The organism is Sphingomonas sp. 1185 (assembly GCF_040544655.1).
Taxonomy (GTDB): domain Bacteria; phylum Pseudomonadota; class Alphaproteobacteria; order Sphingomonadales; family Sphingomonadaceae; genus Sphingomonas.
In genome coordinates, this window is the sequence record NZ_JBEPKL010000027.1 from 19283 (window position 1) to 43151 (window position 23869).

Genomic DNA, 23869 nt, shown 5'->3' on the forward strand with positions numbered 1-23869 from the left:
AGAGAGGATTTCGAACATGGTTCGTGGCATCGCATTCCTGGTCGGGGCGGCCTTCACCCTGGTCCTCGCCATCGCGCTGTGGGGCAGCGTCTCGGGGCTGGTCTCCGACCCGCCCGCCCCCACCGCCGAGGAGGAGTTCCACCTCCACCCCAAGCCCGCACATCTGGCCTCGGACGGAATATTGGGCCGGTTCGACCGGCGCCAGCTCCAGCGCGGCTTCCAGGTCTATAAGGAGGTCTGCGCGGCCTGCCATTCGCTGCGGCTGGTGGCGTTCCGCGACCTGAAGGACCTAGGCTATAACGAGGCCGAGGTGAAGGCGATCGCCAACCAGTGGGTGATCGAACAGCCGAGCATCAACCCGGAGACGGGCGAGGCGACGACGCGCAAGAACGTGCCCGCCGACCATTTCCCCTCGCCCTTCGCCAACGAGGTCGCGGCGCGCGCGGCGAACAACAACGCGCTGCCGCCCGACCTGTCGCTGATGACCAAGGCGCGGCATGACGGCACCAATTACGTCTATTCGCTGATCGGCCCCGATGCCTATCGCAACCAGCCCGCCGCGCTACTGCGCCAGTTCCCGGATGCCAAGACGCCGACGGGGCTGCACTACAATCCCTATTTCGCGAACCTCAACATCGCGATGCCGCCGCCGCTGACCCAGGACGGGCAGGTCCAATATACCGACGGCACGCTGGCGACCCGCGACCAGATGGCCAGGGACGTCGCCGCCTTCCTGACCTGGACCGCCGAGCCCAAGCTGGAATCGCGCCATGCGGCGGGGATCGGGGCGGTGATCTTCATCCTGATCTTCTGCTTCCTGGCCTGGGGGGCGTATCAGAATGTCTGGCGCGACGTGAAGCATTGAGGCCGTATCGGATCATGTGAGAGCCTGGGGCGGTTTTCCGGAAGGGAGCCGCCCTTTTTTTTCTTGCGGAACCCGCCGCCCCACTCCCGACCTCCGTTCAGGCTGAGCGAAGTCGAAGCCCATGCCCGAACCTTTCCTCCGGCCCCTTTGGCCATGGATTCCCTTGGCCTTCGACTTCGCTCAGGCCGAACGGAGGGTTGGGATTGCCCCCCTTTACCCCCGCCGCCATCAGGCCCATGAGGCGCCGCATGAACGCCAATGACGATCTGAAAGCCCTGATCCGCACGATCCCGGACTTTCCCAAGCCCGGCATCGCGTTCCGCGACATCACCACGCTGCTCCTCGACCCGACGGGTTTCGCGCAGACCATCGAGCGGATGGTCGCCGCGACGCGCGGGCCGGTCGACCTGATCGCGGGGATCGAGGCGCGCGGTTTCCTGTTCGCCGCCGCCCTCGCGGTGCCGCTGAACGCGGGCGTGCTGCTGATCCGCAAGGACGGCAAGCTGCCCGGCGCGACCATCGCCGAGGATTATGCGCTGGAATATGGCCAGGACCGGATCGCGATGCACGAGGATGCGCTGGTCCCCGGCGCGCGCGTCCTGCTGGTCGACGACCTGATCGCCACCGGCGGCACCGCCCGCGCCGCCGTCCGGCTGCTGCGCAAGGCGGGAGGCGTCGTCGAACAGGCGCAGTTCCTGGTCGACCTGCCCGATCTCGGCGGCGCCGACGCATTGCGGGCCGAGGGGCTGGCGGTCGATGCGCTGCTGTCCTTTCCCGGCCACTGATGCGGCTGGCGCTTCATGCGCCCGATATTGCGGGCAATGTCGGCACGCTGATCCGCACCGCGACCTGTTTCGGCGTCGCGGTCGACCTGATCGAGCCGATGGGCTTTCCCTATTCCGACCGGGCGCTGGCGCGATCGGCGATGGACTATGCCGCCATGGCCCAGGTGGTGCGCCATGCCGATTGGGACGCCTTCCGCGCCGCCACCCCGGGACGGATCGTGCTGGCGACGACGCTGGGCGCGCTGCCGCTGCCCGAGATGGTGTTCCGCCCCGACGATGTGATCCTGCTCGGCTCGGAGGGCGCAGGGGTGCCGGAGGCGGTGCACGACGCCGCCGACATCCGGGTGCGCGTGCCGATGCGCAGCGGCGTCCGCTCGCTCAACGTCGCGATCACCGGCGGCATCCTGCTGGCCGAGGCACGGCGGCAGACGGGTTGGGACCAAATGCCGGGTTGACCCCCGCCCCCTCCCCCGCCCAGAGACTCCGGATCATGACCAGCCGCACCCCCGACATCGCGCTCGACGCCGAGCAGGACGCCGCCCGCCTCTGGTTCGAATCGCTGCGCGACCGGATCTGCGCCGCGTTCGAGGCGATCGAGCGCGAGGCGGGGTCGGACGCGGCCTTCACCTATACCGCCTGGGACCGTGCCGATCCCAGCGGCGAGCCCGGCGGCGGCGGGGTGCGCGGCGTGATGAAGGGGCGCGTCTTCGAAAAGGTCGGCGTCAACGTCTCGACCGTTGGCGGCACGTTCGAGGGGCCGTTCGCCCAGACCATCCACGGCGCGGGCGAGGATCCGCGCTTCGTGGCGACGGGGATCAGCCTGGTCGCGCACATGGCCAACCCGCATGTCCCCGCAGTCCATATGAACACCCGCTTCCTGACCACGACGAAGCGCTGGTTCGGCGGCGGCGCGGACCTCAATCCGCCGCTGCCCATCGACGAGGATACCGCCGAATTCCATGCCGCGATGCAGGCGGCGTGCGATGCGCATGACCCGGACCATTATCCCCGGTTCAAGGCCTGGGCCGACGACTATTTCTACATCCCCCACCGCAAGGTGCATCGCGGCGTGGGCGGCATCTTCTACGATCATCTGGAGGGCGATTTCGACGGCAATTTCGCGCTGACCCACGATGTCGGCGAGGCGTTCCTGGACGTCTATCCGCGCATCGTCCGGCGGCGGATGGACCAGCCCTTTACCGAGGCGGATCGCGCGACGATGCTGGCATGGCGCGGGCGCTATGCCGAGTTCAACCTCGTCCATGATCGCGGCACGCTGTTCGGACTGAAGACCGGCGGCAATATCGAGGCGATCCTGATGAGCCTGCCGCCGCTCGCGACCTGGGAATAATCCATGGCGCTGATCCCCGTCGACCCCGTCGAGATCGCCACCATCGTCACCACGCTGGAGATGCGCGAGCGCCCGCGCCCGCGCCCGATGCTCGCCTCGCCGTTGCGGCTGACCGCCTGGGCCCGGCCCGACCCCGCCAAATACCGGGCGCTGTTCGCGCGGGTCGGCGCGCCGTGGCTGTGGTTCTCGCGGCTGGTGATGGACGATGCGATGCTGACCGGGATCATCCACGATCCCGCCGTCTCGGTCTTCGCGGTCATCGACCGGATGGGGATCGAGGTCGGGCTGCTCGAACTCGACCATCGCCAGACGGGCGCGTGCGAGATCGGCTATTTCGGGCTGATCCCCGAACTGGCGGGGCATGGCCATGGCCGTTGGCTGATGGCGCAGGCGATGCTGCGCGCCTGGACGCCGGGGGTGGAGCGGGTCTGGGTGCATACCTGCACGCTCGACCATCCCTCGGCGCTGAGCTTCTACCGCAAGCAGGGCTTCACCCCGATCGGGCGCGCGATCGAGACCTTTCCCGATCCCCGCGCGCTCGGACTGTTGCCCGAGGATGCCGCGCCGCAGATCCCGCGCCTGGGGATCAGCGGCTGACCAGTCGGCGATAGGCGGCGAGCGCGATCAGCGCCTGGGCCACCCCGGACGCCAGCGCCACCGCCGCCGCCCCGGTCTGGAGCAGGGCGATCGCCACCGGATTGCCGCCGCTGCCCTGCACCGTGTCGATCAGCAGGATGAAGGGCTGGCCCAGGATCATCCCGCCCAGATAGGTGCAGGAGGCCAGCGCCGCCATCGGCAGCCCGACGCCCCGCGTCAGCGCGAACGAGCGGGCCAGCGCCGCCAGCGCGGGCATCCGCCGCTCGGCCAGCAGGATCGGCCCGACCAGCAGCAACCGCCCCGCGACATACAGTCCCGGCAGGATGTAGAGCAGCATTCCCGCCCCCACCGGCAACGCCACCAGGATCATCGCGAGCAGGAAGCGCGGCGCGATCCGCAGGCTGACGTTCAGCGCCTGTCCCACCGTCAACCGGCCGCCGCCCAGATGCAGCGCCAGCAGCGCCGCGGTGCCGATCAGCCCGATCGCATAGGTGGCGAAATACCAGCCGCCATATTGCCCCGCCCAGTTGCCCACCGAATCGACCCAGGCCATCGCCCGCGCCGCGCCGTCCGCCGCGTCCTCCTCGGGCAGCGGCGGTGCAGGCACCAGCAGGCCGAGCGCGAACGTCGGCAGGAACAGGAAGGGCGCGGCCAGCCGCAGCGTAAGGTCGGCATTCCGGCGGAACAGGCCCCAGGCGTCCCGCAGCGCAGCCATCATGTCGAACGTCATCACAGCGACGGCGTGCCGTCCTCCGTGGCCGGACCGGCGGGATGCTCGGCCGCCGTCGCGACATAGAGCCGGGCGACGAAGACATAGGCCAGCGTCATGAAGGCGGCGGTGACGATCGACCCCAGCACCCCAACCAGCCCCAGCACGATCCCCGGCCGGTCGGGCCCGAGCGCCAGCCGCAGGACGGCACCGGTCACCCCCTGCACCGCCAGCGTGGTGACGAACAGGACGATCAGGAACAGCAGCGAGACGCCGATCAGCCGCCAGGTCATCCCGCGCGTCAGCACCAGCGACCGGCGATAGGCGCCCAGCCCCCGCCGCTCGTTCAGCACCACCGCATAAAGGGGCATGAACCGCACGCCGATCCATACCGCGACCAGGGCGAGGGCCAGGATGTAGAGCCCCAGCATCACGCCCAGCCCCGAGGGGATGGGCGGCATCAGCGCCGGATTGCCGTTGGCGGCCACCGCCTGCGCGAAGTCGAAGCCCGAGGCCCCCAGCAGGACCATGGGAATGAGGATCGCGACCATGAACGCCAGGCCCAGCACCAATGCCACGCCCAGCGCCGCCGGGAATCGCCGCCACCCGGCACGCGCCGCATCGGCCTGGGTGGTCGCGGGATGGGTGGCCAGCGCCATGATCGCCAGCTGTGCCCAAATGCCCAGCAGCGCGCCCAGGATCGTCGATACCATCATCAGGCCGCCATGCGGCACGCTGCCTGCGGGGACGAGCAGCAACTGGACCAAGACCGGAACCACGAACCCGATCGCGGCGAAGGGGACCAGCATCCCGGCCCTGCCCGCCAGCACCTGTTGCGTGCTGTCCCACACCGATCCGATCCTGACGGTCATCTTGCTTCCCTTTGCCCCGTCATGCGGCCGACCTGTCCGGCGTCATCCGTCATGAACATGACTCCTGCCTAACCGATTGCCGGACGGGATGCCATCGGTCGCGTTGGCCCGCTGCCCCCGTCCCGGCGGAACGCTTGCATCGCCGCCGCCCCGGGCGCAGATAGCGCGCATCGTGACCGATCTTCCCGCCTTTTCCGATATCGAATGGCGCATCAGCGCCGGGCTCACCCCCTATGACCAGTCGCTTGCCGAGATGGAGGCGCGCGCCGCCGCGGTGGCGGCGGGCGAAGCGCGCGAGCTGGTCTGGCTGCTCGAACATCCCCCCGTCTATACGGCGGGGACCAGCGCCGATCCGGCCGAGCTGGTCGATCCGCGCTTTCCGGTGCACCAGACGGGGCGCGGCGGCAAATATACCTATCACGGGCCCGGACAGCGGACCGGCTATCTGGTGCTCGACCTGACCAAGCGCGGCCGCGACGTGCGGCAATTCGTCCATGCGCTGGAGGACTGGCTGATCGCCGCGCTCGCCCGGCTGGGGGTGAATGCCTTCAGCGTGGACGGGCGTGTCGGCATCTGGACCCGCGACGGCGGGCCGGAGGCCAAGATCGGCGCGATCGGGGTGCGCGTGCGCCGCTGGGTCACGCTGCACGGGTTCGCGGTCAATATCGCGCCCGACCTGTCCCATTTCGGTGGCATCGTCCCCTGCGGCCTGCCGGAGTTCCCGGTGACCAGTCTTTTTGCGTTGAATGGCACCAAGTCATTGGAAACCTTTGACGAGGCGCTTGCGTTCAGCTTTCCGGCTTTCCTCAAGACCCTTGATCCGGTCCGACAAAACGAGGCTTGAGGACCAGGCGGTATCCGATTAATGTCCACCCCGATTTGGGTAATAGGGCCAGCAAGCCGTTCCAAATCCTTATTATCAAGGGAGCTTCCAATGCGTGCAATCATCTCCAAGGTCCTGACGGGCTCGATCATCGCCGGCGCGGCGCTCGCGGTTTCGGCTTGCGGCTCGAAGACCGAGAACACCACCGACGCGAACATGACCACCGAAATGAACGCTTCGGAAGGCATGGACACCACCACCGACAACATGACCGCCGTCGACGGCGCCATGAACGGTGGCGTGATGGCCAACGACACCATGTCGAACGACATGATGATGGCCAACGACACGATGACCAACGCGTCGAACGCGATGTAATCATCGCCAGGATCATTCCTGACGACAGGGGCCGTCCGGGCGACCGGGCGGCCCTTTTCATGGGTGCGTCAGCCCGCGTAAATGGGGCGTCGGCGCCACCGCCAACACCGCGATTTCGCTGCCTTTCCGTAACGACCGATCGCATCCGACAATCGACGCGACCCCGTGATTTCCATTTGGGTCGGCCCCCAAAAAGCGTTATGTTTCGGGACGCTCGAAAGCCCTACGGGGGAAGGATCGGAACACAATGAAGTTGGTGCGTACCGCGCTGGTCGCCGGCGTGGCTTTTTGGGGGATGGGTGCCGCGGCACCCGCATCGGCACAATTCTTCCTGCAGCCCTATAATTTCCAGGGAAAGCCCGTTCAGGGCGACGAACCCGGCATCGGCCAGCCGCTGCCCGGCGCGACCCCGGCCGAATTGCGCGCGGGGCTGCTCTGGAACATGCGCGCCGCGCTCAACGTCGCCGCGCTGCAATGCCAGTTCGAGCCGACGCTGGCCACGGTCGCCAATTACAATGCCATCCTGAAGGATCATGAGGGCGAGCTGAAAGGCGCGTTCGACACGCTCGGCGCCTATTTCAAGCGCAAGAACAAGACCGTGAAGGAAGGCCAGAACGCGCTCGACCAGTTCGGCACGCGCACCTATGCCAGCTTCTCCTCGGTGTCGGGCCAGCTGGGCTTCTGCCAGACGGCCAGCTCGATCCTGCATCAGGCGGTCTTCACCCCGCGCGGCCATCTGGGCGAGCTGGCGGTCGACCGGATGCAGGAACTGCGCAACAGCCTGGTCCCTTATGGCGAGCAGCGCTTCCCGCGCTATATCGGCCGCGAGCATGTCGCCGTGACCATGCCGCGCCTCGACGCGCTGTGCTGGAACAAGCGCGCCGAATGGGTCGTCAAGAAGTGCGGGCCGCAGAACTGGCCGCCCGCCGGCGCGACCAACCTCGCCGCGCGCTGAACCTTACACCTCCCCGACACGGGGAGGTCGCAGGCCGAAGGCCTGACGGAGGGGTTTCCCCGGCGGTAAGGCAGAGCCGACCTCGCCAGCCGGGACACCCCTCCACCATGTTTCGCATGGTCCCCCTCCCCTTTCGCGCCGGAATTTGCTACGCGCGCGCCATGCTCAATCTGAATGGCATCACCGTGCGCCTGGGCGGCCGCACGATCCTCGACGGTGCATCCGCCGCGCTCCCCCCCGGCAGCCGGGTCGGCCTGATCGGCCGCAATGGTGCCGGCAAGTCGACGCTCGTCCGCGTGATCGCGGGCCAGCTGGAGGCCGATGACGGCGCGTGCGAAATGCCCAAGGGCGCGCGGCTCGGCTATATCGCGCAGGAAGCGCCCGACGGCACCGCCACCCCGTTCGAGACGGTGCTGGCCGCCGATGTCGAACGCGCCGAGCTGATGGAGCGCAGCGAGACCGAGAGCGATCCCGAAAAGCTGGGCGACATCTACGAACGGCTGATCGCGATCGACGCCTATACCGCGCCCGCGCGCGCCTCCAGCATCCTCCAGGGCCTGGGCTTCGACGAGGCGATGCAGGCGCGCCCGCTGTCCAGCTATTCGGGCGGGTGGAAGATGCGCGTGGCGCTCGCCGCCCTGCTCTTCTCGGCGCCCGACGTGCTGCTGCTCGACGAACCGTCGAACCACCTCGACCTCGAAGCGGTGATGTGGCTGGAAGATTTCCTCAAATCCTATCGCGCGACGATCCTGCTGGTCAGCCATGAGCGCGACTTTTTGAACAATGTCGTCGACCATATCCTGCACCTGCAGGGCGGGAAGGTGACGCTCTACCCCGGCGGTTACGATTCGTTCGAGCGCCAGCGCGCCGAGCGGATGGCGCAGCTCGCCGCGGCCAAGGCGAATCAGGAGGCGCAGCGCGCCAAGCTGCAGGATTACATCGCGCGCAACTCGGCCCGCGCCTCGACCGCCAAACAGGCGCAGAGCCGCGCCAAGATGCTGTCCAAGATGCAGCCGATCGCCGAAATGGCGAACGATCCCTCGCTGTCCTTCGACTTCCCCGATCCCGACCAGCTGCGCCCGCCACTGATCACGCTGGACCTCGCCAGTGTCGGCTATGCGGAGACGCCGATCCTGAAGCGGCTGAACCTGCGCATCGACCCGGACGACCGGATCGCGCTGTTGGGCCGCAACGGCAACGGCAAGACGACGCTGGCCCGCCTGCTCGCCGCGCAGCTGACGCCGATGGAAGGCGACATGAACTCGTCGGGCAAGATGCGCGTCGGCTATTTCACCCAGTATCAGGTCGAGGAGCTCGACACCGACGATACCGCGCTGGAGCACATGACCCGGATCATGCGCGGCGCGACCCCGGCGGCGGTGCGTGCGCAGCTGGGCCGGTTCGGCTTTTCGGGGGACAAGGCGACGACCAAGGTCGGCAAGCTGTCGGGCGGGGAACGCGCCCGGCTCGCGCTGGCGCTCATCACCCGCGACGCGCCGCACATGCTGATCCTCGACGAACCGACCAACCACCTCGACGTCGATGCGCGCGAGGCGCTGGTCCAGGCGCTCAACATGTACAAGGGCACCGTCGTCCTGGTCAGCCATGACCGCCACATGCTGGAGATGACCGCGGACCGGCTGGTGCTGGTCGACAACGGCACCGCGAAGGAATTCGACGGGTCGCTGGACGATTACATCGCCTTCGTCCTGAAGGGCGATGCGGGCCAGGGCGACGCCGCGTCCAAGGCGGACCGCGCGGCCAGCAAGAAGGCCTCGGCCGAGCAGCGCGAACGCTTCAACGCGATGAAGAAGACGCTGCGTGGCATCGAGGACGAGATGGCCAAGCTGACCCGCGAGCGCGACGCGCTGGACAAGGCGATGAACGATCCGGCCTCGGCCGAACCGCGCCATGCCAGGCTGTCGATGGGCGAACTGAACAAGCGCCGCGCCGAAGTGGTCGAGAAACTCGCCGATGCCGAGGCGCGCTGGATGGAAGCGGGCGAGGCCATGGAGGCGGCTTGAGCCCGGCCCTCCGTTCGCGTTGAGTGACGTTGAAATGCGGCAGGGGATTCCCCTGGGCTTCGACTTCGCTCAGCCTGAACGGGGGGTTGGGAGCAGATGGTCCATAACGCAGGCATGTTCCCCGGCGAAGGCCGGGGCCCAGTCACAGCGAAATAGATGGCGCGCTACCCGACAAGTGGGAGGCCACTACACCCCACCCTCGAAGGCAACCGGCCCCCGGCCTTCGCCGGGGTACAGCCGGAAATCAGGCCTCGTCCGAACCCTCGGCGGCGTCTTCGCCAGCGGCCGGGTTCTCGATCCACGCCTCGACCTCGCCGGTCAGCTTCAGGGTCAGCGGGCGGCCATGGCGGTCGACCTTCTTGCCCAACGCGACGCGGATCCAGCCTTCGGAAATGCAATATTCCTCGACGTCGCGGCGTTCGGCGCCCTTGAAGCGGATGCCAACGCCCCGCTGCAGCAGGTCCTGGTCGAAATAGGGGCTGTCCGGGTTGGTGGACAGGCGATCGGGAACGGTATCGGTCATGTCCGCGCCTTAACGCCGAGACGGGCTCGCTGCCAAGAAAAAGCGGCGCCGGAATGATCCGACGCCGCCCTTGGACTTAGTTGCAGACCCGCACCTGGACGTTGCGGCCCCAATAGGGGTCCCAGCGCCAGTCGTTCCAGCAACGCGGCCGATAATCCTGATATTCATAGACCACCGCCGGGGGCGGCGGCGCATAATAGGGATCATAGCCGCGATCGTAATAATAGCCGCGATCGACATAGCGCGGCCGGTTGCTGCTGGCGATCGCAGCCCCGACGCCCAGGCCGAGGATGCCGCCGAGCAACGCGCCCGCCACCGCATCGCCGCCGCGATCCCGGTTGTAATAGCCTCCACCCCAGCCGCGACCCCAACGCTGCGCCTCGGCGGGTGCCGCGGCGGTCAGCGCGGTCGCGGCCAAGGCGACGCCCAACCCCACTTTCTTCAAAACTCCGTTCATACCGAACCTCCGATACTGATACGCCCGGTCCGCTGATGGCAAAACGCGCCGCTGGCGTCGGTGTTGCGTTCCCTGCCATCATCGGGCTGAATGGACATGGAATGCGGCGTTTAGTCGCGGTTCAGGAGCGCGATACGACCATGGCCTATTGGCTGCTGAAATCGGAGGCGGACAGCTATGGCTGGGACGATCTGGTCCGCGACGGCGCGACCGAATGGGACGGCGTACGCAACGCCGCCGCCGCCAAGCATCTGCGCGCCATGACGGTGGGCGACTCGGCGATCTTCTATCACAGCGGCAAGGATAAGGCGGCGGTCGGGATCGTAACCGTCACCCGCGCCGCGCGCCCCGATGGCGAAGATGGACGCTGGGTCTCGGTCCAGGTCGCGCCCGACCGGCCGCTCCCCCGCCCCGTCACGCTGGCGGCGATGAAGGCGGAGGCCAGGCTGGCCGACCTGCCGATGCTGCGCCAGTCCCGCCTCTCCGTCTCGCCGGTGGGCGAAGCCGAATGGGCGGTGCTGACGGCGATGGGCGGAATCTAGGGCGGATCGACGCTCAGCGATGCCTTTCCCTCCCTCGCCCCTCGCAGAGGGGAGAGGGTTGCGCAGACTTGGCCTTTGCGTAGCAAAGGCTTAGTCGGAGCTGGGTGAGGGTGGGCGCTCGCGAAGCGAGCGCGCGAGCCTTTGGGCTCGCGCAACCCCTCACCCAAGCTGCGCTAGCCAGCAAGCTGGCAAGCTTCGCTAACCCTCTCCCCTGTCCAGGGGAGAGGGGAAGAAAACACAATACTGAATGTCGATCGGCCCTAGCCCAGGCTGCGGGCATAGGCGGCCGCTTCGGCCACCTGGTCTGGGGTGGGGCGCAGGCCGGTATAGAGGACGAACTGTTCCAGCGCCTGGATGGTCGCGACCTCGGTGCCGGTGACGATTCGCTTGCCCAGCGCCCGGGCGGCCTTCAGGAACCGCGTCTCGGGCGGATATTGCACCACGTCGAAGACGATGTCCGCATCGGCGATCATCGCCTCGGGAAAGGCCAGGTCATCCTCATTACCGCCGGTCATGCCGATCGGCGTGACGTTGATGAGCAGCGGCGCCCCCTCGCCCAATTCGCTCGCCCAGCCGAAGCCGTAAAGCTCGGCCAGTCCCCGCCCCGCGGCTTCGTTGCGCGCGACGATGGTGCCGTGCGTGAAGCCCGAATCGCGCAGCGCAGCGGCCACCGCCTTGGCCATGCCGCCCGATCCGCGCAGCACGAACGGCGTCGCGCGATCGATATCGGCGACCAGCTCGACGACGGCGGCATAGTCGGTATTATATCCGGTCAGCCGCCCGCCATCGTTGACGATGGTGTTGACGCTGTCGATCGCCGCCGCCGACCCGGCCAGCGCGTCGAGCATCGGGATCACCGCTTCCTTGAACGGCATCGAGATCGCACAGCCCCGAATGTCCAGCGCACGAATCCCCCCGACCGCCGCCGCCAGATCGGTGGTGCTGAACGACTTGTAGACATAGTCGAGCCCGGTCAGCTCATAGAGCCGGTTGTGGAAGCGCGATCCGAAATTGCCGGGCCGCGCCGACAGCGACATGCACAGCCGCGTATCGCGACCGATGGGGGGCTTGGTGGTCATCGCGATGGTGTAGCGGGCTGCGGCGCGGGTGGCACCCCCTTGTTGTTTTCTCGGGCGATTTCCGTGGCCTTCGACTTCGCTCCGTTCGGGGCCCCGCTCGGGGCTCCCTCCCTTACTTGAGCAGCCTGGGATCGATCACGACATGCCGGATATGCTGCCGGTTCCAGGTATAGGTCACATGGACCAGCCCGTCGCGCGTCTGGATCACCGCCGGATAGGCATAGCCATCGGGCATCGGCTTGCTCTCCAGCGTCAGCGCGTTGTGCCAGCGCAACCCGTCATCGGACAGCCCGATATTGATCGGCCAGCGCGGCCCGTCGCCCGGCGTATCGGGGGCGTGCGCGCTGTGGTTATAGACGATCAGCTGGCGCCCGTCGGCCAGCGTCACCGCATCGGTGCCCGCATTGGGATTGGGCAGGTCGATGGCCGCGATCGGCGACCAGGTGACGCCATTGTCGCGCGACCAGCTCTGCGCCAGCGCCCCCTGCCGCGTCCGCGCGATCAGCTCCAGGCGACCGTCCGGGTGGAAGAGGATGCTGGGCTGGATCGCCTCGATATGCATGGGGCTGGCGATGCGCGGGCCCACCGTCCAGCTCTTGCCCTGGTCGGTGCTGCGCTCGATTCGCAGCGACCAGATATTGGCCTCGGCATTGCCCTCCTCGCGGCTGGACGGGGCGATCCAGCTGCCATCGGCGGCGATCACCGGCTTGTTCTTGATCGGCCCCAGCACGCCGTCGGGCAGCCGCTCGGGGCGGGTCCAGGTGCGGCCGCCATCGGTCGAGCGAATCACCATGCCCCACCATTCGCGCGGGTTCGGACCCACCTTGTAGAACAGCTGGAGCGCGCCGCCCGGCGGCTGGAACAGCACCGGGTTCCAGGTCGGATAGCGTTTGCCGTCCGGGCTGACGCCATCGGCGACGGGCACCGGGGCTGCCCAGCCCTTTGCCCCCCGGCGCGCGAACCAGATGCGGACATCGGGGCGGCTCTCGCCCGACCCGGCGAACCAGGCGGCGGCCAGCGTGCCGTCGGGAAGCTGGACGATCGTGGAGGCATGCGCCTGCGGATAGGGGGCGGCGGCATCGACAAACTCGGACAGCAGGATCGGCGAGCGGCTCTCCGCTGCGGGCAGGGGCGCGGCCGCGACCAGCGCGGGGGCCGCCATCCAAAGCGCGATTCTCACAAACTGTCCCTTTCCGATCACCTGCAATCGTCGGCGCGGATAGACGCTATCGCCGCATCTCGCCAGCGATCGTGCGGACCAGCGTGCCTGCTGGCAGGGCGCGGGCCAGCGGAGCCCCCTGCCCGGCCCATTGCGCGCCATAGCCATGCTCGCCCTTCGCGCGGGCAGCGGCGTTCAGCGCCTTTCCGGCGTCATAGGCTCGCGGATAATCGGGCGGCGCGACCGACAAGGTCTGGCCCAGCGCGGTGAAGCGATTGGGCAGGCAGCGCGCAGGCCGCCCGGATATGGCGCGGGTCATGACGCTATGCGCCGCTCCGGGGCCGCTCAGCGCTGCGCGATAGGCGTCGTCCGCCGCGCTTTCCGGACAGGCGATGAAGGCGGTGCCCAGCTGCGCCGCCACCGCCCCCAGCGCCAGCGCCGCCGACACGCCCGCCCCGTCCATGATCCCGCCCGCCGCGATGACCGGCAGGCGCGTCCGCACCACCAGCAACCGGGTCAGCGCCAGCGTCCCCAGCCGGTCGTCGGGCGCATCCGGGTCGAAGACGCCGCGATGCCCGCCCGCTTCATACCCTTGAGCGACCAGCGCATCGATGCCCGCACGCTCGGCGGCCTCCGCCTCCGCCAGCGAGGTGACGCTCGCCAGCAACCGGCAGCCGACGCGTTTCAGCGCCGCGATCCGATCGGCGCCGGGCAGCCCGAAATGGAAGCTGACCACCGAGGGGCGCGTCGCGACCAGCAGGGCCAGCATCGCGTCATCCTCGGCAAAGCTGGCATAGATGGTGCGCAGAGCCAGCGGCGGGGCGGCGTCCTGTTCGGCGAAGGCGGGCCGCAACGCCTCGCGCCAAGCCGTCTCCCGCTCGCGATCGGGGCGAGGCGGCGCATGGACGAAGAGATTGACGTTGACGGGGCGCGGCGTTCGGCCCCGCGTCTCGGCGATCGTCGCGGCGGCACCAGCGGCATCGCTGGCCCCCAGGGCGACCGCGCCGAGGCCGCCCGCCTCCCCGACCGCCGCCGCCATGGCGGGCGTCGACACTCCCGCCATCGGCGCTTGCAGGATCGGCGGATCGAGGCTCAGGCCGGGCAGCATTCCCCGGTCAGCGCGGCGCCTTGGCCCCCTCCACCGCCGCCTGCGGATCGACCGAGGGCGCACCCCGCGCGGGCGTGCCGGTATTGGCGATCGACCCGGTATCGCCGCGCGGATCCTCCTCGACCCGGTTGACCGCCGCATCGGCGCCGTTGGCGGGGGCGTCGCCGGCCGCCGGTTCCTTGGCGGCCGGCGCGGCGGGCAGCGGCAGGTTCGATCCCTGCTGGTTGAGATAGCGGATCACGTTCGCGCGGTCCTGCGGATTGGACAGCCCGGCAAAGGTCATCTTGGTGCCGGGCGCGAATTTGCGCGGGGACGTCAGCCACGCGTTCATCTTGTCCCAGTCCCATGTGCCGCCGACCGCCTTCAGCGCGTCGGAGAAGGCGAAGCCCGCCTTGCCCTGCGCGATAGCCTCTCCCATGGTGGCATAGAGGTTGGGACCGATCCCGTTCGCGCCGCCCTGGTTGATCGTGTGGCAGGCGGCGCATTTCTTGAAGACTTCGGCGCCCTTGGCCGCATCGGCGGTCGGCAGCAGCGAGGCGATCGGCACCTCGGCGGCGCCGCCGCCCGATCCCTCGGCCTCGACGCCCTCGATCGCATAGCCCATTTTCTCGGGGCGCTCGTCGTGGAAGATCATGCCGCCGACGATCGAAAGGCCCAATGCGACGCCTGCCGCGCCCAGCACCCATCCCGCGATCGTATTGGTCTTTAGGTCCATCGCTTTTCGCTGCCCCGCCAATATCTCTCCTGAACGCAGACCTTAGGTGCGGCTTTCGCGGACGGCAAGTTTTGCTTCCCTTGATCGCATGGCGCCCGCGCTTTAGGCCGCTGGCCCATGGAAAATTATGCCGCCCCCGCCCGCCCGATCGTCGCGGCGATGACCGAGGCCGCGCTGGCCGAACCCGCGCGCGCGGTCGCCTTTCAAGGTGCGCCGGGCGCGAACAGCCATGTCGCGGCGGTGGAGGCCTTTCCGGACGGCCTGCCGCTGCCCTGTTTCGACTTTGCCGACGCGCTGGATGCGGTGAAGAGCGGCAAGGCCGACCGCGCGATCATCCCGATCGAGAATTCGCTGCACGGGCGCGTCGCCGACATCCATTTCCTGCTGCCCGAATCCGGGCTGGCGATCGTCGGCGAGCATTTCCTGTCGATCCGCCACGCGCTGATGGCGACGGGCGGCCGCGACGGGCTGGTCGAGGCGATGAGCCATCCGCAGGCGCTGGGCCAGTGCCGCCACTGGCTGCGCGCGCATGGGATTCGCCCGATCGCCTATGCCGATACGGCGGGCGCGGCGGCGCGGGTGGCGGAGATGGGCGACGCCAGCATCGCCGCGCTCGCCCCGCCGCGCGCCGCCGAGCTGTACGGCCTGAACCTGCTGGCCGAGGATGTTTCGGACGGCGACCGCAACATGACCCGCTTCGTGGTGCTGGCGCGCGGCGGCCAGCCGCCGGTGGGCGACGGTCCGTGGATGACCAGCCTGATCTTCGAGGTGAAGAACATCCCCGCCGCGCTCTACAAGGCGATGGGCGGCTTTGCGACCAACGGCGTCAACATGACCAAGCTGGAAAGCTATCAGCGCGGCGGCAGCTTCGCGGCGACCGAATTCTATTGCGACGTGGTCGGCAAGCCGGGCGACCCCGCCTTCGACCGCGCGATCGAGGAACTGGGCTTCCACAGCAAATGGATGCGGGTGCTGGGCACCTACGCCCAGGCACGCCAGCGCGGCTGAAATCCTCCCCGTACCGGGGAGGATTATCGGGCCCACGCCTCCAACAGCGTATGCGCGATGGCATAAGTGGGCGGCACGCCGAACCTGGACGCATCCCCTGCCAGCGCGGCGCGCACCTCGTCCCGCGACACCCAGATCGCGTCCTCCAGCTCGGTCGTGTCGATCGCCAGCCGGTCGTCCAGCGCCGTCGCGACACAGGCGATCATCAGCGACGAAGGGAAGGGCCAGGGCTGGCTGGCGATATAGCGCACGTCGCGCACCCGCACGCCCGCTTCCTCGAACAGCTCGCGCGCGACCGCTTCCTCGATCGATTCGCCGGGTTCCAGAAACCCCGCCAGCGCCGAGTAGCGCCCCGGCGGAAAGGCGGGCTGGCGGCCGAGCAGCGCGCGCCCGTCATGCTCGGCGATCATGATGACCACCGGGTCGACTCGCGGGAAATGCTCGGTGCCGCACGCCGGACAGCGCCGCCCCCAGCCCGCGCGGAACGGCGCGGTCGCCGCGCCGCAGCGCGCGCAAAAGCCATGCCGGGCATGCCAGTCGAGCACCGAGCGCGCCGCCGCATAGGTCGCCGCCTCGCCCGCCGCCAGCGCGTGGAGCGCCGCGATCATCTCGACCGAGCGCCCAGCGGCCGGTTCCGCCACCAGCCGCGCGAAATGCGGCGCGCCGTCCTCGATGCCCAGCAGGACATGATCCTCCGGCCGGGCGTCGGGGGCGATGGCGGTCCAACCCAGGCGCCCCTCGGCCATGACCGGCTGATATTCGTTCAGGATCAGCAGCCGTGCCGCCGGATCGGCCAGCGCCGCCGCGAAACCCGGTTCGTCATGACGCAGCGGATCGGCGCGGTCGAGTCGCCCGCCGGTAAAGCCGAGGCCGTTCATCGACGCGGTGCCCCCAGATCCTGGTACAGCGCCGCCGCCAGATCGCGCCGCAGCGGATAGCGGTCCGCCGGGAAGTAATTGACCATGACGGTCCCGCGCATGTGGCGGCTGGGGTCGACAAAGGCGATGGTGCCCGCCGCGCCGCCCCAGCCATAGGTGCCCTTGCCCGGACCGCCCGGCGTATCGGCCAGCGTCACCGACCCGCCCGCGCCGAAGCCGGTCGGCACCTCGCCCGCGCTGCCCCCGGTCGTGCCTGAAACCGAGCCATAGGTGACGCCCGACGGCAGCAGGTTCGACATGGCCAGCTTGACCGTTTCCGCCTTCATCACGCGGACGCCGTCCACCTCCCCGCCATTCTGGAGCATCTGGAGGAACCGGTCATAGTCGCGCGCCGACATGACCAGCCCCGCCCCGCCATAGGGAAAGCTGGGCGGCTGGCGAAAGACCGAGCCCGCCGCCGGATCGAGCGGCACCAACTGGTCGCCGATGAAGGTGTAATTGGTCGCCAGCCGGTTCGCCGCCGAGGCCGGAACCTGCCAATAGCTGGACGTCATCTTGAGCGGGGCGAACAGCCGCGTCTGGACGAACCGCTCGAAAGGCATGCCCGACACCTTCTCGACCACGGCCGCCAGCACGTCGAGGCCGATCGAATAGCTCCATTTGGTCCCCGGCTCGGCGATCAGCGGCAGGGTCGCGACGCGCTCGGCGAATTGCTGGAGGCTGTCGGGGCGGGTCGGCCGCACCTTGGCCTCGACCTGCGCATTGGCCGCGAAGGGCACGATACCGAGCCGCTCATAGTCCTGAAGCAGCGGACCCTTCGTGACGATGCTGTATCCCAGCCCCGCCGTATGGGTCATCAGGTTGCGAATGGTGATCGGCCGGGTCGCAGGCCGGGTTTCCAGCGAATGGTCGGGGTCGGTCAGCACCCGCATCCGCGCATAGGCCGGATAGATGTCGGACAGCGGCTGGTCGAGCTTCAGCCGCCCCTCCTCGATCAGCATCATCGCGGCCATCGCGGTGATCGGCTTGGTCATCGAATAGACCCGCCACAGCGTATCCGGCCCGGCGGCAGGCGCGTTCGGCTCCAGGCCGGTCCGCCCCGCCGAGACGAAGACGGTCGGCTGTCCCTGCATCCCCAGCGCGGCGACGATGCCGGGCATCTTGCCGGTTCGGACATAGCTGTCGAACAGGGCCTGGGTCGCGGGCAGCCGGGTCGCCGCCGCCACCGACGCGCGCGGCGGTGCCGCCAGCTGGGCCGGGGCGGCGGTCGCCAGCAGGGTCATCGCCACCCCGCCCGTCATCATCATTCGGCGCATCATCGGCATCAGGTCCTTTTCAACAGATCGGCCGCCCGCGCGAACAGCGTGGGGAGCCCGGCGGTTCCCAGATCGGCGACCGGCCACCATTCCCCCGCCGCCGCGTCCTCGGGCCGCCCTTCGCTCCGGGCGAGCGCGAGTTCCAGCTCGAAATGGGTGAAGCCATGCACGACCGTCTCGTTCAGCATCGTCCATGGCCCCCTGCCCGGTGCCTCGGCCAGCCCCGGCCGTTCGTCGCTCCATGGCCCGGTCGGCAGCGCGCGCATGCCGCCCAGCATCCCCTTGTCCGGGCGGCGGACCAGCCAGACCCGCCCTTCCTGCTCGATCCAGAAGACGGTGCCGTGACGATAGGGACGTTTTTTCTTGGGCGCCTTGGCTGGGAGCGTCTCGGCAATCCCCTGCGCCCGGGCATCGCAATCGACGGCCAGGGGGCAGAGCAGGCATTGCGGCTTCTTCACCGTGCAGATCGCGGAGCCCAGGTCCATCATCGCCTGCGCGAAGTCGCCAGCGCGGGCGTCGGGGGTGATTCGGTCGGTCGCGGCACGGATCGCGGGCCGCGCGGCGGGCAACGGCGTTTCGATCGCGAACAGCCGGGCGACGACGCGCTCGACATTGGCGTCGACCACCACCGCGCGCTCGCCGAACGCGATCGCCGCCACCGCCGCCGCCGTATAGGCCCCGAGTCCCGGCAGGTCGCGCAGCGCCGCCTCCGTCGCCGGAAAGCGCCCGCCATGCTCCGCCACGACCGCCCGCGCGGCCTTCACCAGATTGCGCGCGCGGGCATAATAGCCCAGCCCCGCCCAGGCGGCCATGATGTCCTCATCTGGCGCGGCGGCCAGGCTGGCGACGTCGGGCCAGCGTTCGACCCAGGCGGTGAAGCGCGGCGCGACCGCCGCCACCGTCGTCTGTTGCAGCATCACCTCAGACAGCCAGACCCGGTACGGATCGGGCGTCTCCCCCGGCTTGCTGCGCCAGGGCAGGTCGCGGGCATGACGGTCGTACCAGGCGAGCAGCCGGGCGGCAGGATTGTCGGGCGATGATGAAGGCTTGGCGTCCACCGGCCCGCTATGGCATGGAGCGCGACATGAGCAAGCGCGTCCGCGCCCCCCAGGAGCCGCCCCCCCGTTCCAACCGCCCCCGCGCGGTGTCCGAACTGCTGCCCGCCATCGGCGGCGCGGCCTTTCGTCGTTTCGGCTTCGTGCAGAGCGCGATCGTCAGCCGCTGGCCCGATATCGTCGGCCCGCGCCTGTCGACCGCCAGCGCGCCCGAATCGATCCGCTTTCCGCAGGGCGAGAAGCAGAATGGCGTGCTGACCCTGGTCGTGCGCGGGGCCCATGCCCCGATGATGCAGCATATCGCGCCCGAGATCATCGAGCGGGTGAATCGCTTCTTCGGCTATCCGGCGGTCGCGCGGTTGCAGATCCGGCAGGGCGATCTCCCGATGGGCGCGCCCCGCCGCCCCGCCCGCCCCAAGCCCCAGCCGGTGCCGCCGGAAATGGGCGACGGCCTGCGCCAGATCGCCGACCCAGAGCTTCGCGCGGTGCTCGAATCGCTGGCCGCGGGCGTCGCGGCGACGCGCGGCATTCCCAAGGTATCGTGATGCGCCTTTTCCTGTCGCTGGCCGCGCTCGGCCTTTCGCTTTCCGCCACCAGCGCCGTCGAGGCGGCCCAGGCGCAGCGCAAGACCGACTGGACGACCCATATCACCCAGACGCCGACGGGCGCCTATGTCATCGGCAATCCGGCGGCGCGGGTGAAGCTGGTCGAATATGTCAGCTATACCTGCCCGCATTGCGCCGCCTTCATCAACAGCTCGGGCGCGGTGCTGAAGGGGCAGATGGTCCGGTCGGGCTCGACCAGCATCGAGCTGCGCCATTACATCTTCAACCGGATCGACCTGGCGGCCGCGCTGATCGCGCGGTGCGGCGGCGCGGCGAAATTCGCCGGGCTGACCGACACGCTGTTCGCGCAGCAAAAGACGTGGCTGGCGCGCGGCATGGAGTTCGAACAGGCCAATGGCCAGCGGATCGGCATGTATCCGGCGGCGGCGCAGATGCGCGCGATCGCCGATGGCGCGGGGCTGACCGAGATTGGCCGGAGCGCCGGGCTGACCGATGCGCAGATCACCGCCTGCCTGTCGGATCGCGCCGCCACCGACCGGATCGTCGCGATGACCAGCTCTGCCCCCAAGACCCTGGAGGGCACGCCCGGCTTCTTCATCAACGGTCGCCAGGCGACGGGTGTCTTCACCTGGGAACGCCTGTTGCCGCTGTTGCGCGCGGCCGGCGCCCGCTGATCCCCCTTTTCTCTCGGAGCATTTGTCGATGAAGTCTCGTCTCCTCCTTCTCGCCCTGCCTCTCGCGCTGGCCGCCTGCGGTGGCGGCGGCGACGCCAACAGCAGCGCTCCCGCCGCCTCGCCGGTCGCGGCGGTCCCCGCGCCTGCGGGCAAGGACTGGACCCAGGTCGTCAGCAAGACCGGCGAAGGCTTCGTGATGGGCAACCCCAATGCCCCGATCAAGCTGGTCGAATATGGCTCGCGCCTGTGCCCCGCCTGCGGCGCCTTCGCGCGGGAAGGCTATGAGCCGCTGACGAACGATTACGTCAAGTCGGGCAAGGTCAGCTGGGAATTCCGCGAATTCCTGATCCACGGCGCGCCCGACCTGCCGCCCGCGCTGCTCGGCATCTGCGCGGGCGAGGCGACCTTCTTCCCGATCCTGGAACAGATGTACCAGTCGCAGCAGGGCTTCAACGACAAGCTCCAGGCGATGAGCCCCGAGCAGCAAAAGGCGTTGCAGAATGCCAAGCCGGTCGACGTGATCAAGGCGCTGGCCGACCAGATGGACCTGATCAACTTCGTCAAGCAGCGCGGCATCCCCGAAGCCAAGGCGCGCGCCTGCCTCAGCAACATGCTGGAGATCGACCGCCTGACCAAGCAGACCCAGGATCGCGGGGCCGACGGCACGGTGACGGGCACCCCGACCTTCATCCTGAACGGCAAGCCGCTTCAGGGCGCGATCACTTGGAAGGACGTCCAGGCGGCGCTGAAGAACGCGGGCGCGTAAGCGCGGCATTCGCGGTTCGTGAAGGGCGGTCGGGCGAAGGCTCGGCCGCCCTTTTTCATGCCTCTTCCGTTCCCCGGCGAAGGCCGGGGCCCAGTCGCCCCATCGTCGCTGGCGCGCGGACGGCTTCATGGGAGGCGTTTGCGCCGCGCCGGTTTGAGCCTCCCACGCGACGCCTGGAGCCATCTCGATCGCATCGTAACTGGGCCCCGGCCTTCGCCGGGGAACGGGGCCTTTCAATGGCTCTCCCCCACACCCCGTTCGCACTGAGCGAAATCGAAGTGCACGTACCGCCATCTCCGCGAGGGGATCCCGTGGCCTTCGACTACGCTCAGGCTGAACGGAGAGCAGACTGTGGGATCGCGCCGACACTCCCCACGCCCGTTCGCACTGAGCGAAGTCGAAGTGCACGCCCCGCCATCTCCGCGAAGGCATTCCCGTGGCCTTCGACTGCGCTCAGGCCGAACGGAGTTCGGACCATGAAGCAGACACAAAAAAGGGCCTCGGGATCGCTCCCCGGGCCCTTTCTGTTGGCTGTGCCGCAAGGACAGGCCGGTCCGGTTCCCGGCGAGGCGCAAGCCCCGCCGGTCGCCGATATCCGACTTAGAAGTCCATGCCGCCCATGCCACCCATGCCACCACCGGCGGGCATGGCGGGCTTGTCTTCGGGCAGCTCGGCCACGGTGGCTTCCGTGGTGATCAGCAGGCCCGCGACCGACGCCGCGTTCTGGAGCGCGGTGCGCACGACCTTGGTCGGGTCGATGACGCCGGCGGCGACCAGGTTCTCGTACGTGTCGGTCGACGCGTTGAAGCCGAACGAGGTGTCGTTCTGGTCGAGCAGCTTGCCCGACACGACCGCACCGTCATGACCGGCGTTCTGAGCGATCTGGCGAACCAGCGCGGTCAGCGACTTGCGAACGATGTCGATGCCGCGGGTCTGGTCGTCGTTGACGCCCTTGACGCCGTCCAGCGCCTTGGTCGCGTACAGCAGCGCCGTACCACCGCCGGGGACGATGCCCTCTTCGACGGCCGCGCGGGTCGCGTGCAGCGCGTCGTCGACGCGGTCCTTGCGCTCCTTCACCTCGACCTCGGTCGCACCGCCGACCTTGATGACGGCCACGCCGCCAGCGAGCTTGGCCAGACGCTCCTGGAGCTTCTCGCGGTCGTAATCGCTGGTGGTGTTCTCGATCTGCGCACGGATCGCCTCGGTGCGGCCCTTGATCGCGTCGGCATCACCCGCACCATCGACGATGGTGGTGTTGTCCTTGTCGATCGTGACGCGCTTGGCGGTGCCCAGCATGCCGACGGTGACGGTCTCGAGCTTGATGCCCAGGTCTTCCGAGATCAGCTCGCCCGCGGTCAGGATGGCGATGTCTTCCAGCATCGCCTTGCGACGATCGCCGAAGCCCGGTGCCTTGACCGCTGCAACCTTCAGACCGCCGCGCAGCTTGTTGACGACCAGGGTCGCCAGCGCTTCGCCTTCGATGTCCTCGGCGATGATCAGGAGCGGACGGCCCGACTGAACGACGGCTTCCAGGATCGGGAGCATCGCCTGCAGGTTCGACAGCTTCTTCTCGTGGATCAGGATGTACGGGTCGTTGAGTTCGACCGTCATCTTTTCCGGGTTGGTGATGAAGTAGGGCGACAGGTAACCACGGTCGAACTGCATGCCCTCGACGACGTCGAGTTCGAATTCGAGGCCCTTGGCCTCCTCGACGGTGATGACGCCTTCCTTGCCGACCTTTTCCATGGCCTCGGCGATCTTCTCGCCGACTTCACGGTCGCCGTTCGCCGAGATGATGCCGACCTGGGCAACTTCCTGGCTGCCCGAGACGGGCTTCGAGCGCGACTTGATGTCCTCGGTCACCTTGGCGACGGCGATGTCGATGCCGCGCTTCAGGTCCATCGGGTTCATGCCGGCCGCAACCGACTTCATGCCCTCGCGGACGATCGCCTGAGCGAGGACGGTCGCGGTGGTGGTGCCGTCACCGGCGATGTCGTTGGTCTTCGACGCCACTTCGCGCACCATCTGGGCGCCCATATTCTCGAACTTGTCCTTGAGTTCGATTTCCTTGGCGACCGAGACGCCGTCCTTGGTGATGCGGGGCGCACCGAACGACTTGTCGATCACGACGTTGCGGCCCTTCGGGCCCAGCGTGACCTTGACGGCATCGGCGAGGATGTCGACGCCCTTCAGAATGCGCTCACGCGCGTCGCGCGAAAACTTGACTTCCTTGGCTGCCATGGTGGCTACCCTTTCAGATTGGGATGTTGAGGATCAGGAATCTTTTGATCTGGGCCCCGGCCTTCGCCGGGGTTGGGGATCATCGGCTCAGCCGATGATCCCCAAGATGTCCGATTCCTTCATGATCAGCAGGTCTTCACCGTTCACCTTGACCTCGGTGCCCGACCACTTGCCGAACAGGATGCGGTCGCCCGCCTTCACGTCCAGCGGGGTCAGCTTGCCGTCTTCGGCCTTCGCGCCCGAACCGGCGGCGACAACCTCGCCCTCCTGGGGCTTTTCCTTGGCGGTGTCGGGGATGATGATCCCACCGGCCGTCTTTTCCTCGGCCTCGACGCGACGGACGAGAACGCGGTCGTGCAACGGACGAAAGTTCATTGCCATGTCCCTTTATCTGGCATGTTACACTTTTCTGGCACTCGAGCC

27 protein-coding genes are annotated in these 23869 nt (G+C 68.4%); 14 read left to right on the top strand and 13 right to left on the bottom strand.

Annotation, left to right across the window (positions count from 1 at the left end):
- The first annotated feature begins 16 nt into the window (after window positions 1-16).
- The 5 genes from ABIC44_RS15575 to ABIC44_RS15595 all read left to right on the top strand — a co-directional run bounded on the left by ABIC44_RS15575 (window position 17) and on the right by ABIC44_RS15595 (window position 3598).
- Complete coding sequence (locus tag ABIC44_RS15575) at window positions 17-865, top strand: cytochrome c1 (protein WP_354296469.1); 849 nt, start codon at window positions 17-19, stop codon at window positions 863-865.
- A 248-nt stretch (window positions 866-1113) separates the two neighbouring features.
- Window positions 1114-1650, top strand: coding sequence for an adenine phosphoribosyltransferase (locus ABIC44_RS15580; protein WP_354296470.1), 537 nt, complete (start codon window positions 1114-1116; stop codon window positions 1648-1650).
- Window positions 1650-2105 (top strand): tRNA (cytidine(34)-2'-O)-methyltransferase, encoded by a 456-nt coding sequence (locus ABIC44_RS15585; RefSeq protein ID WP_354296471.1) that lies wholly within the window; start codon window positions 1650-1652, stop codon window positions 2103-2105. Before ABIC44_RS15580 ends, ABIC44_RS15585 begins: the two co-directional genes overlap by 1 nt.
- Before the next feature lie 35 nt (window positions 2106-2140).
- Window positions 2141-3001 carry an oxygen-dependent coproporphyrinogen oxidase gene (hemF, locus tag ABIC44_RS15590; RefSeq protein WP_354296472.1) on the top strand — a complete coding sequence of 287 codons (861 nt, stop codon included), beginning with the start codon at window positions 2141-2143 and terminating at the stop codon, window positions 2999-3001.
- 3 nt (window positions 3002-3004) lie between these two features.
- Window positions 3005-3598 carry a GNAT family N-acetyltransferase gene (locus tag ABIC44_RS15595; protein WP_354296473.1) on the top strand — a complete coding sequence of 198 codons (594 nt, stop codon included), beginning with the start codon at window positions 3005-3007 and terminating at the stop codon, window positions 3596-3598.
- Here ABIC44_RS15595 and ABIC44_RS15600 read toward each other — a convergent pair.
- Complete coding sequence (locus ABIC44_RS15600) at window positions 3588-4316, bottom strand: YciC family protein (protein ID WP_354296474.1); 729 nt, start codon at window positions 4314-4316, stop codon at window positions 3588-3590. The genes ABIC44_RS15595 and ABIC44_RS15600 overlap by 11 nt on opposite strands.
- A gap of 11 nt (window positions 4317-4327) precedes the next feature.
- A complete protein-coding gene (locus tag ABIC44_RS15605) occupies window positions 4328-5179 on the bottom strand; it encodes a DUF7847 domain-containing protein (protein ID WP_354296475.1) in 852 nt (283 codons plus the stop codon).
- Between the two features lie 172 nt (window positions 5180-5351).
- On the opposite strand from ABIC44_RS15605, the gene lipB reads away from it, so the two are divergent.
- From lipB to ABIC44_RS15625, 4 genes are all read left to right on the top strand, one after another.
- Window positions 5352-6023: a lipoyl(octanoyl) transferase LipB gene (lipB, locus tag ABIC44_RS15610; protein ID WP_373424647.1), complete on the top strand. Its 672-nt coding sequence runs from the start codon at window positions 5352-5354 to the stop codon at window positions 6021-6023.
- A gap of 90 nt (window positions 6024-6113) precedes the next feature.
- A complete protein-coding gene (locus ABIC44_RS15615; protein ID WP_307100572.1) occupies window positions 6114-6380 on the top strand; it encodes a hypothetical protein in 267 nt (88 codons plus the stop codon).
- Between the two features lie 247 nt (window positions 6381-6627).
- A complete protein-coding gene (locus tag ABIC44_RS15620; protein ID WP_354296476.1) occupies window positions 6628-7335 on the top strand; it encodes a hypothetical protein in 708 nt (235 codons plus the stop codon).
- Between the two features lie 161 nt (window positions 7336-7496).
- Complete coding sequence (locus ABIC44_RS15625) at window positions 7497-9359, top strand: ABC-F family ATP-binding cassette domain-containing protein (protein WP_309701083.1); 1863 nt, start codon at window positions 7497-7499, stop codon at window positions 9357-9359.
- Window positions 9360-9603: 244 nt separating this feature from the next.
- Here ABIC44_RS15625 and ABIC44_RS15630 read toward each other — a convergent pair whose 3' ends face one another.
- Complete coding sequence (locus ABIC44_RS15630) at window positions 9604-9882, bottom strand: DUF3297 family protein (protein ID WP_309697142.1); 279 nt, start codon at window positions 9880-9882, stop codon at window positions 9604-9606.
- Window positions 9883-9958: 76 nt separating this feature from the next.
- Window positions 9959-10339, bottom strand: coding sequence for a hypothetical protein (locus ABIC44_RS15635; RefSeq protein WP_307100580.1), 381 nt, complete (start codon window positions 10337-10339; stop codon window positions 9959-9961).
- A gap of 140 nt (window positions 10340-10479) precedes the next feature.
- On the opposite strand from ABIC44_RS15635, the gene ABIC44_RS15640 reads away from it, so the two are divergent.
- Complete coding sequence (locus ABIC44_RS15640; protein ID WP_354296496.1) at window positions 10480-10881, top strand: EVE domain-containing protein; 402 nt, start codon at window positions 10480-10482, stop codon at window positions 10879-10881.
- Between the two features lie 260 nt (window positions 10882-11141).
- On the opposite strand, the gene ABIC44_RS15645 is transcribed toward ABIC44_RS15640, so the two are convergent.
- The 4 genes from ABIC44_RS15645 to ABIC44_RS15660 all read right to left on the bottom strand — a co-directional run bounded on the left by ABIC44_RS15645 (window position 11142) and on the right by ABIC44_RS15660 (window position 14942).
- Window positions 11142-11960, bottom strand: coding sequence for a shikimate 5-dehydrogenase (locus ABIC44_RS15645; RefSeq protein WP_354296477.1), 819 nt, complete (start codon window positions 11958-11960; stop codon window positions 11142-11144).
- A gap of 112 nt (window positions 11961-12072) precedes the next feature.
- Window positions 12073-13140 carry a sialidase family protein gene (locus ABIC44_RS15650; RefSeq protein ID WP_354296478.1) on the bottom strand — a complete coding sequence of 356 codons (1068 nt, stop codon included), beginning with the start codon at window positions 13138-13140 and terminating at the stop codon, window positions 12073-12075.
- 46 nt (window positions 13141-13186) lie between these two features.
- Complete coding sequence (locus ABIC44_RS15655; RefSeq protein ID WP_354296479.1) at window positions 13187-14227, bottom strand: NAD(P)H-dependent flavin oxidoreductase; 1041 nt, start codon at window positions 14225-14227, stop codon at window positions 13187-13189.
- Window positions 14228-14234: 7 nt separating this feature from the next.
- Window positions 14235-14942, bottom strand: coding sequence for a c-type cytochrome (locus ABIC44_RS15660; RefSeq protein WP_354296480.1), 708 nt, complete (start codon window positions 14940-14942; stop codon window positions 14235-14237).
- A gap of 117 nt (window positions 14943-15059) precedes the next feature.
- Here ABIC44_RS15660 and ABIC44_RS15665 point away from each other — a divergent pair, with 117 nt between their 5' ends.
- The gene (locus tag ABIC44_RS15665) at window positions 15060-15950 is read left to right on the top strand and encodes a prephenate dehydratase (RefSeq protein WP_309701069.1); all 891 of its coding nucleotides are present in this window, start codon (window positions 15060-15062) and stop codon (window positions 15948-15950) included.
- A gap of 23 nt (window positions 15951-15973) precedes the next feature.
- On the opposite strand, the gene nudC is transcribed toward ABIC44_RS15665, so the two are convergent.
- From nudC to mutY, 3 genes are read right to left on the bottom strand one after another with little or no spacing between them, the layout of a single operon-like run.
- Window positions 15974-16828: an NAD(+) diphosphatase gene (gene nudC, locus ABIC44_RS15670; protein ID WP_354296481.1), complete on the bottom strand. Its 855-nt coding sequence runs from the start codon at window positions 16826-16828 to the stop codon at window positions 15974-15976.
- Complete coding sequence (locus ABIC44_RS15675) at window positions 16825-18144, bottom strand: serine hydrolase domain-containing protein (RefSeq protein ID WP_502959857.1); 1320 nt, start codon at window positions 18142-18144, stop codon at window positions 16825-16827. Before ABIC44_RS15675 ends, nudC begins: the two co-directional genes overlap by 4 nt.
- Before the next feature lie 8 nt (window positions 18145-18152).
- Window positions 18153-19202, bottom strand: a complete 1050-nt coding sequence (mutY, locus tag ABIC44_RS15680) for an A/G-specific adenine glycosylase (protein WP_354296483.1) — start codon at window positions 19200-19202, stop codon at window positions 18153-18155.
- Between the two features lie 26 nt (window positions 19203-19228).
- On the opposite strand from mutY, the gene ABIC44_RS15685 reads away from it, so the two are divergent.
- Genes ABIC44_RS15685 through ABIC44_RS15695 form a run of 3 tightly spaced genes read left to right on the top strand, consistent with a single transcriptional unit; the run spans window position 19229 to window position 21205 of the window.
- The gene (locus ABIC44_RS15685) at window positions 19229-19744 is read left to right on the top strand and encodes a DUF721 domain-containing protein (protein WP_354296484.1); all 516 of its coding nucleotides are present in this window, start codon (window positions 19229-19231) and stop codon (window positions 19742-19744) included.
- Window positions 19744-20439: a thioredoxin domain-containing protein gene (locus ABIC44_RS15690; protein WP_354296485.1), complete on the top strand. Its 696-nt coding sequence runs from the start codon at window positions 19744-19746 to the stop codon at window positions 20437-20439. The genes ABIC44_RS15685 and ABIC44_RS15690 overlap by 1 nt, the downstream gene beginning before the upstream one ends.
- Window positions 20440-20467: 28 nt before the next feature.
- Window positions 20468-21205: a thioredoxin domain-containing protein gene (locus ABIC44_RS15695; protein WP_354296486.1), complete on the top strand. Its 738-nt coding sequence runs from the start codon at window positions 20468-20470 to the stop codon at window positions 21203-21205.
- 600 nt (window positions 21206-21805) lie between these two features.
- Here the strand turns inward: ABIC44_RS15695 and groL are convergent.
- Together groL and groES are read right to left on the bottom strand one after the other, a co-directional pair.
- A complete protein-coding gene (gene groL, locus ABIC44_RS15700; protein ID WP_307100603.1) occupies window positions 21806-23446 on the bottom strand; it encodes a chaperonin GroEL in 1641 nt (546 codons plus the stop codon).
- A gap of 87 nt (window positions 23447-23533) precedes the next feature.
- Window positions 23534-23821 carry a co-chaperone GroES gene (gene groES, locus ABIC44_RS15705; RefSeq protein WP_230483787.1) on the bottom strand — a complete coding sequence of 96 codons (288 nt, stop codon included), beginning with the start codon at window positions 23819-23821 and terminating at the stop codon, window positions 23534-23536.
- Window positions 23822-23869 lie beyond the last annotated feature (48 nt).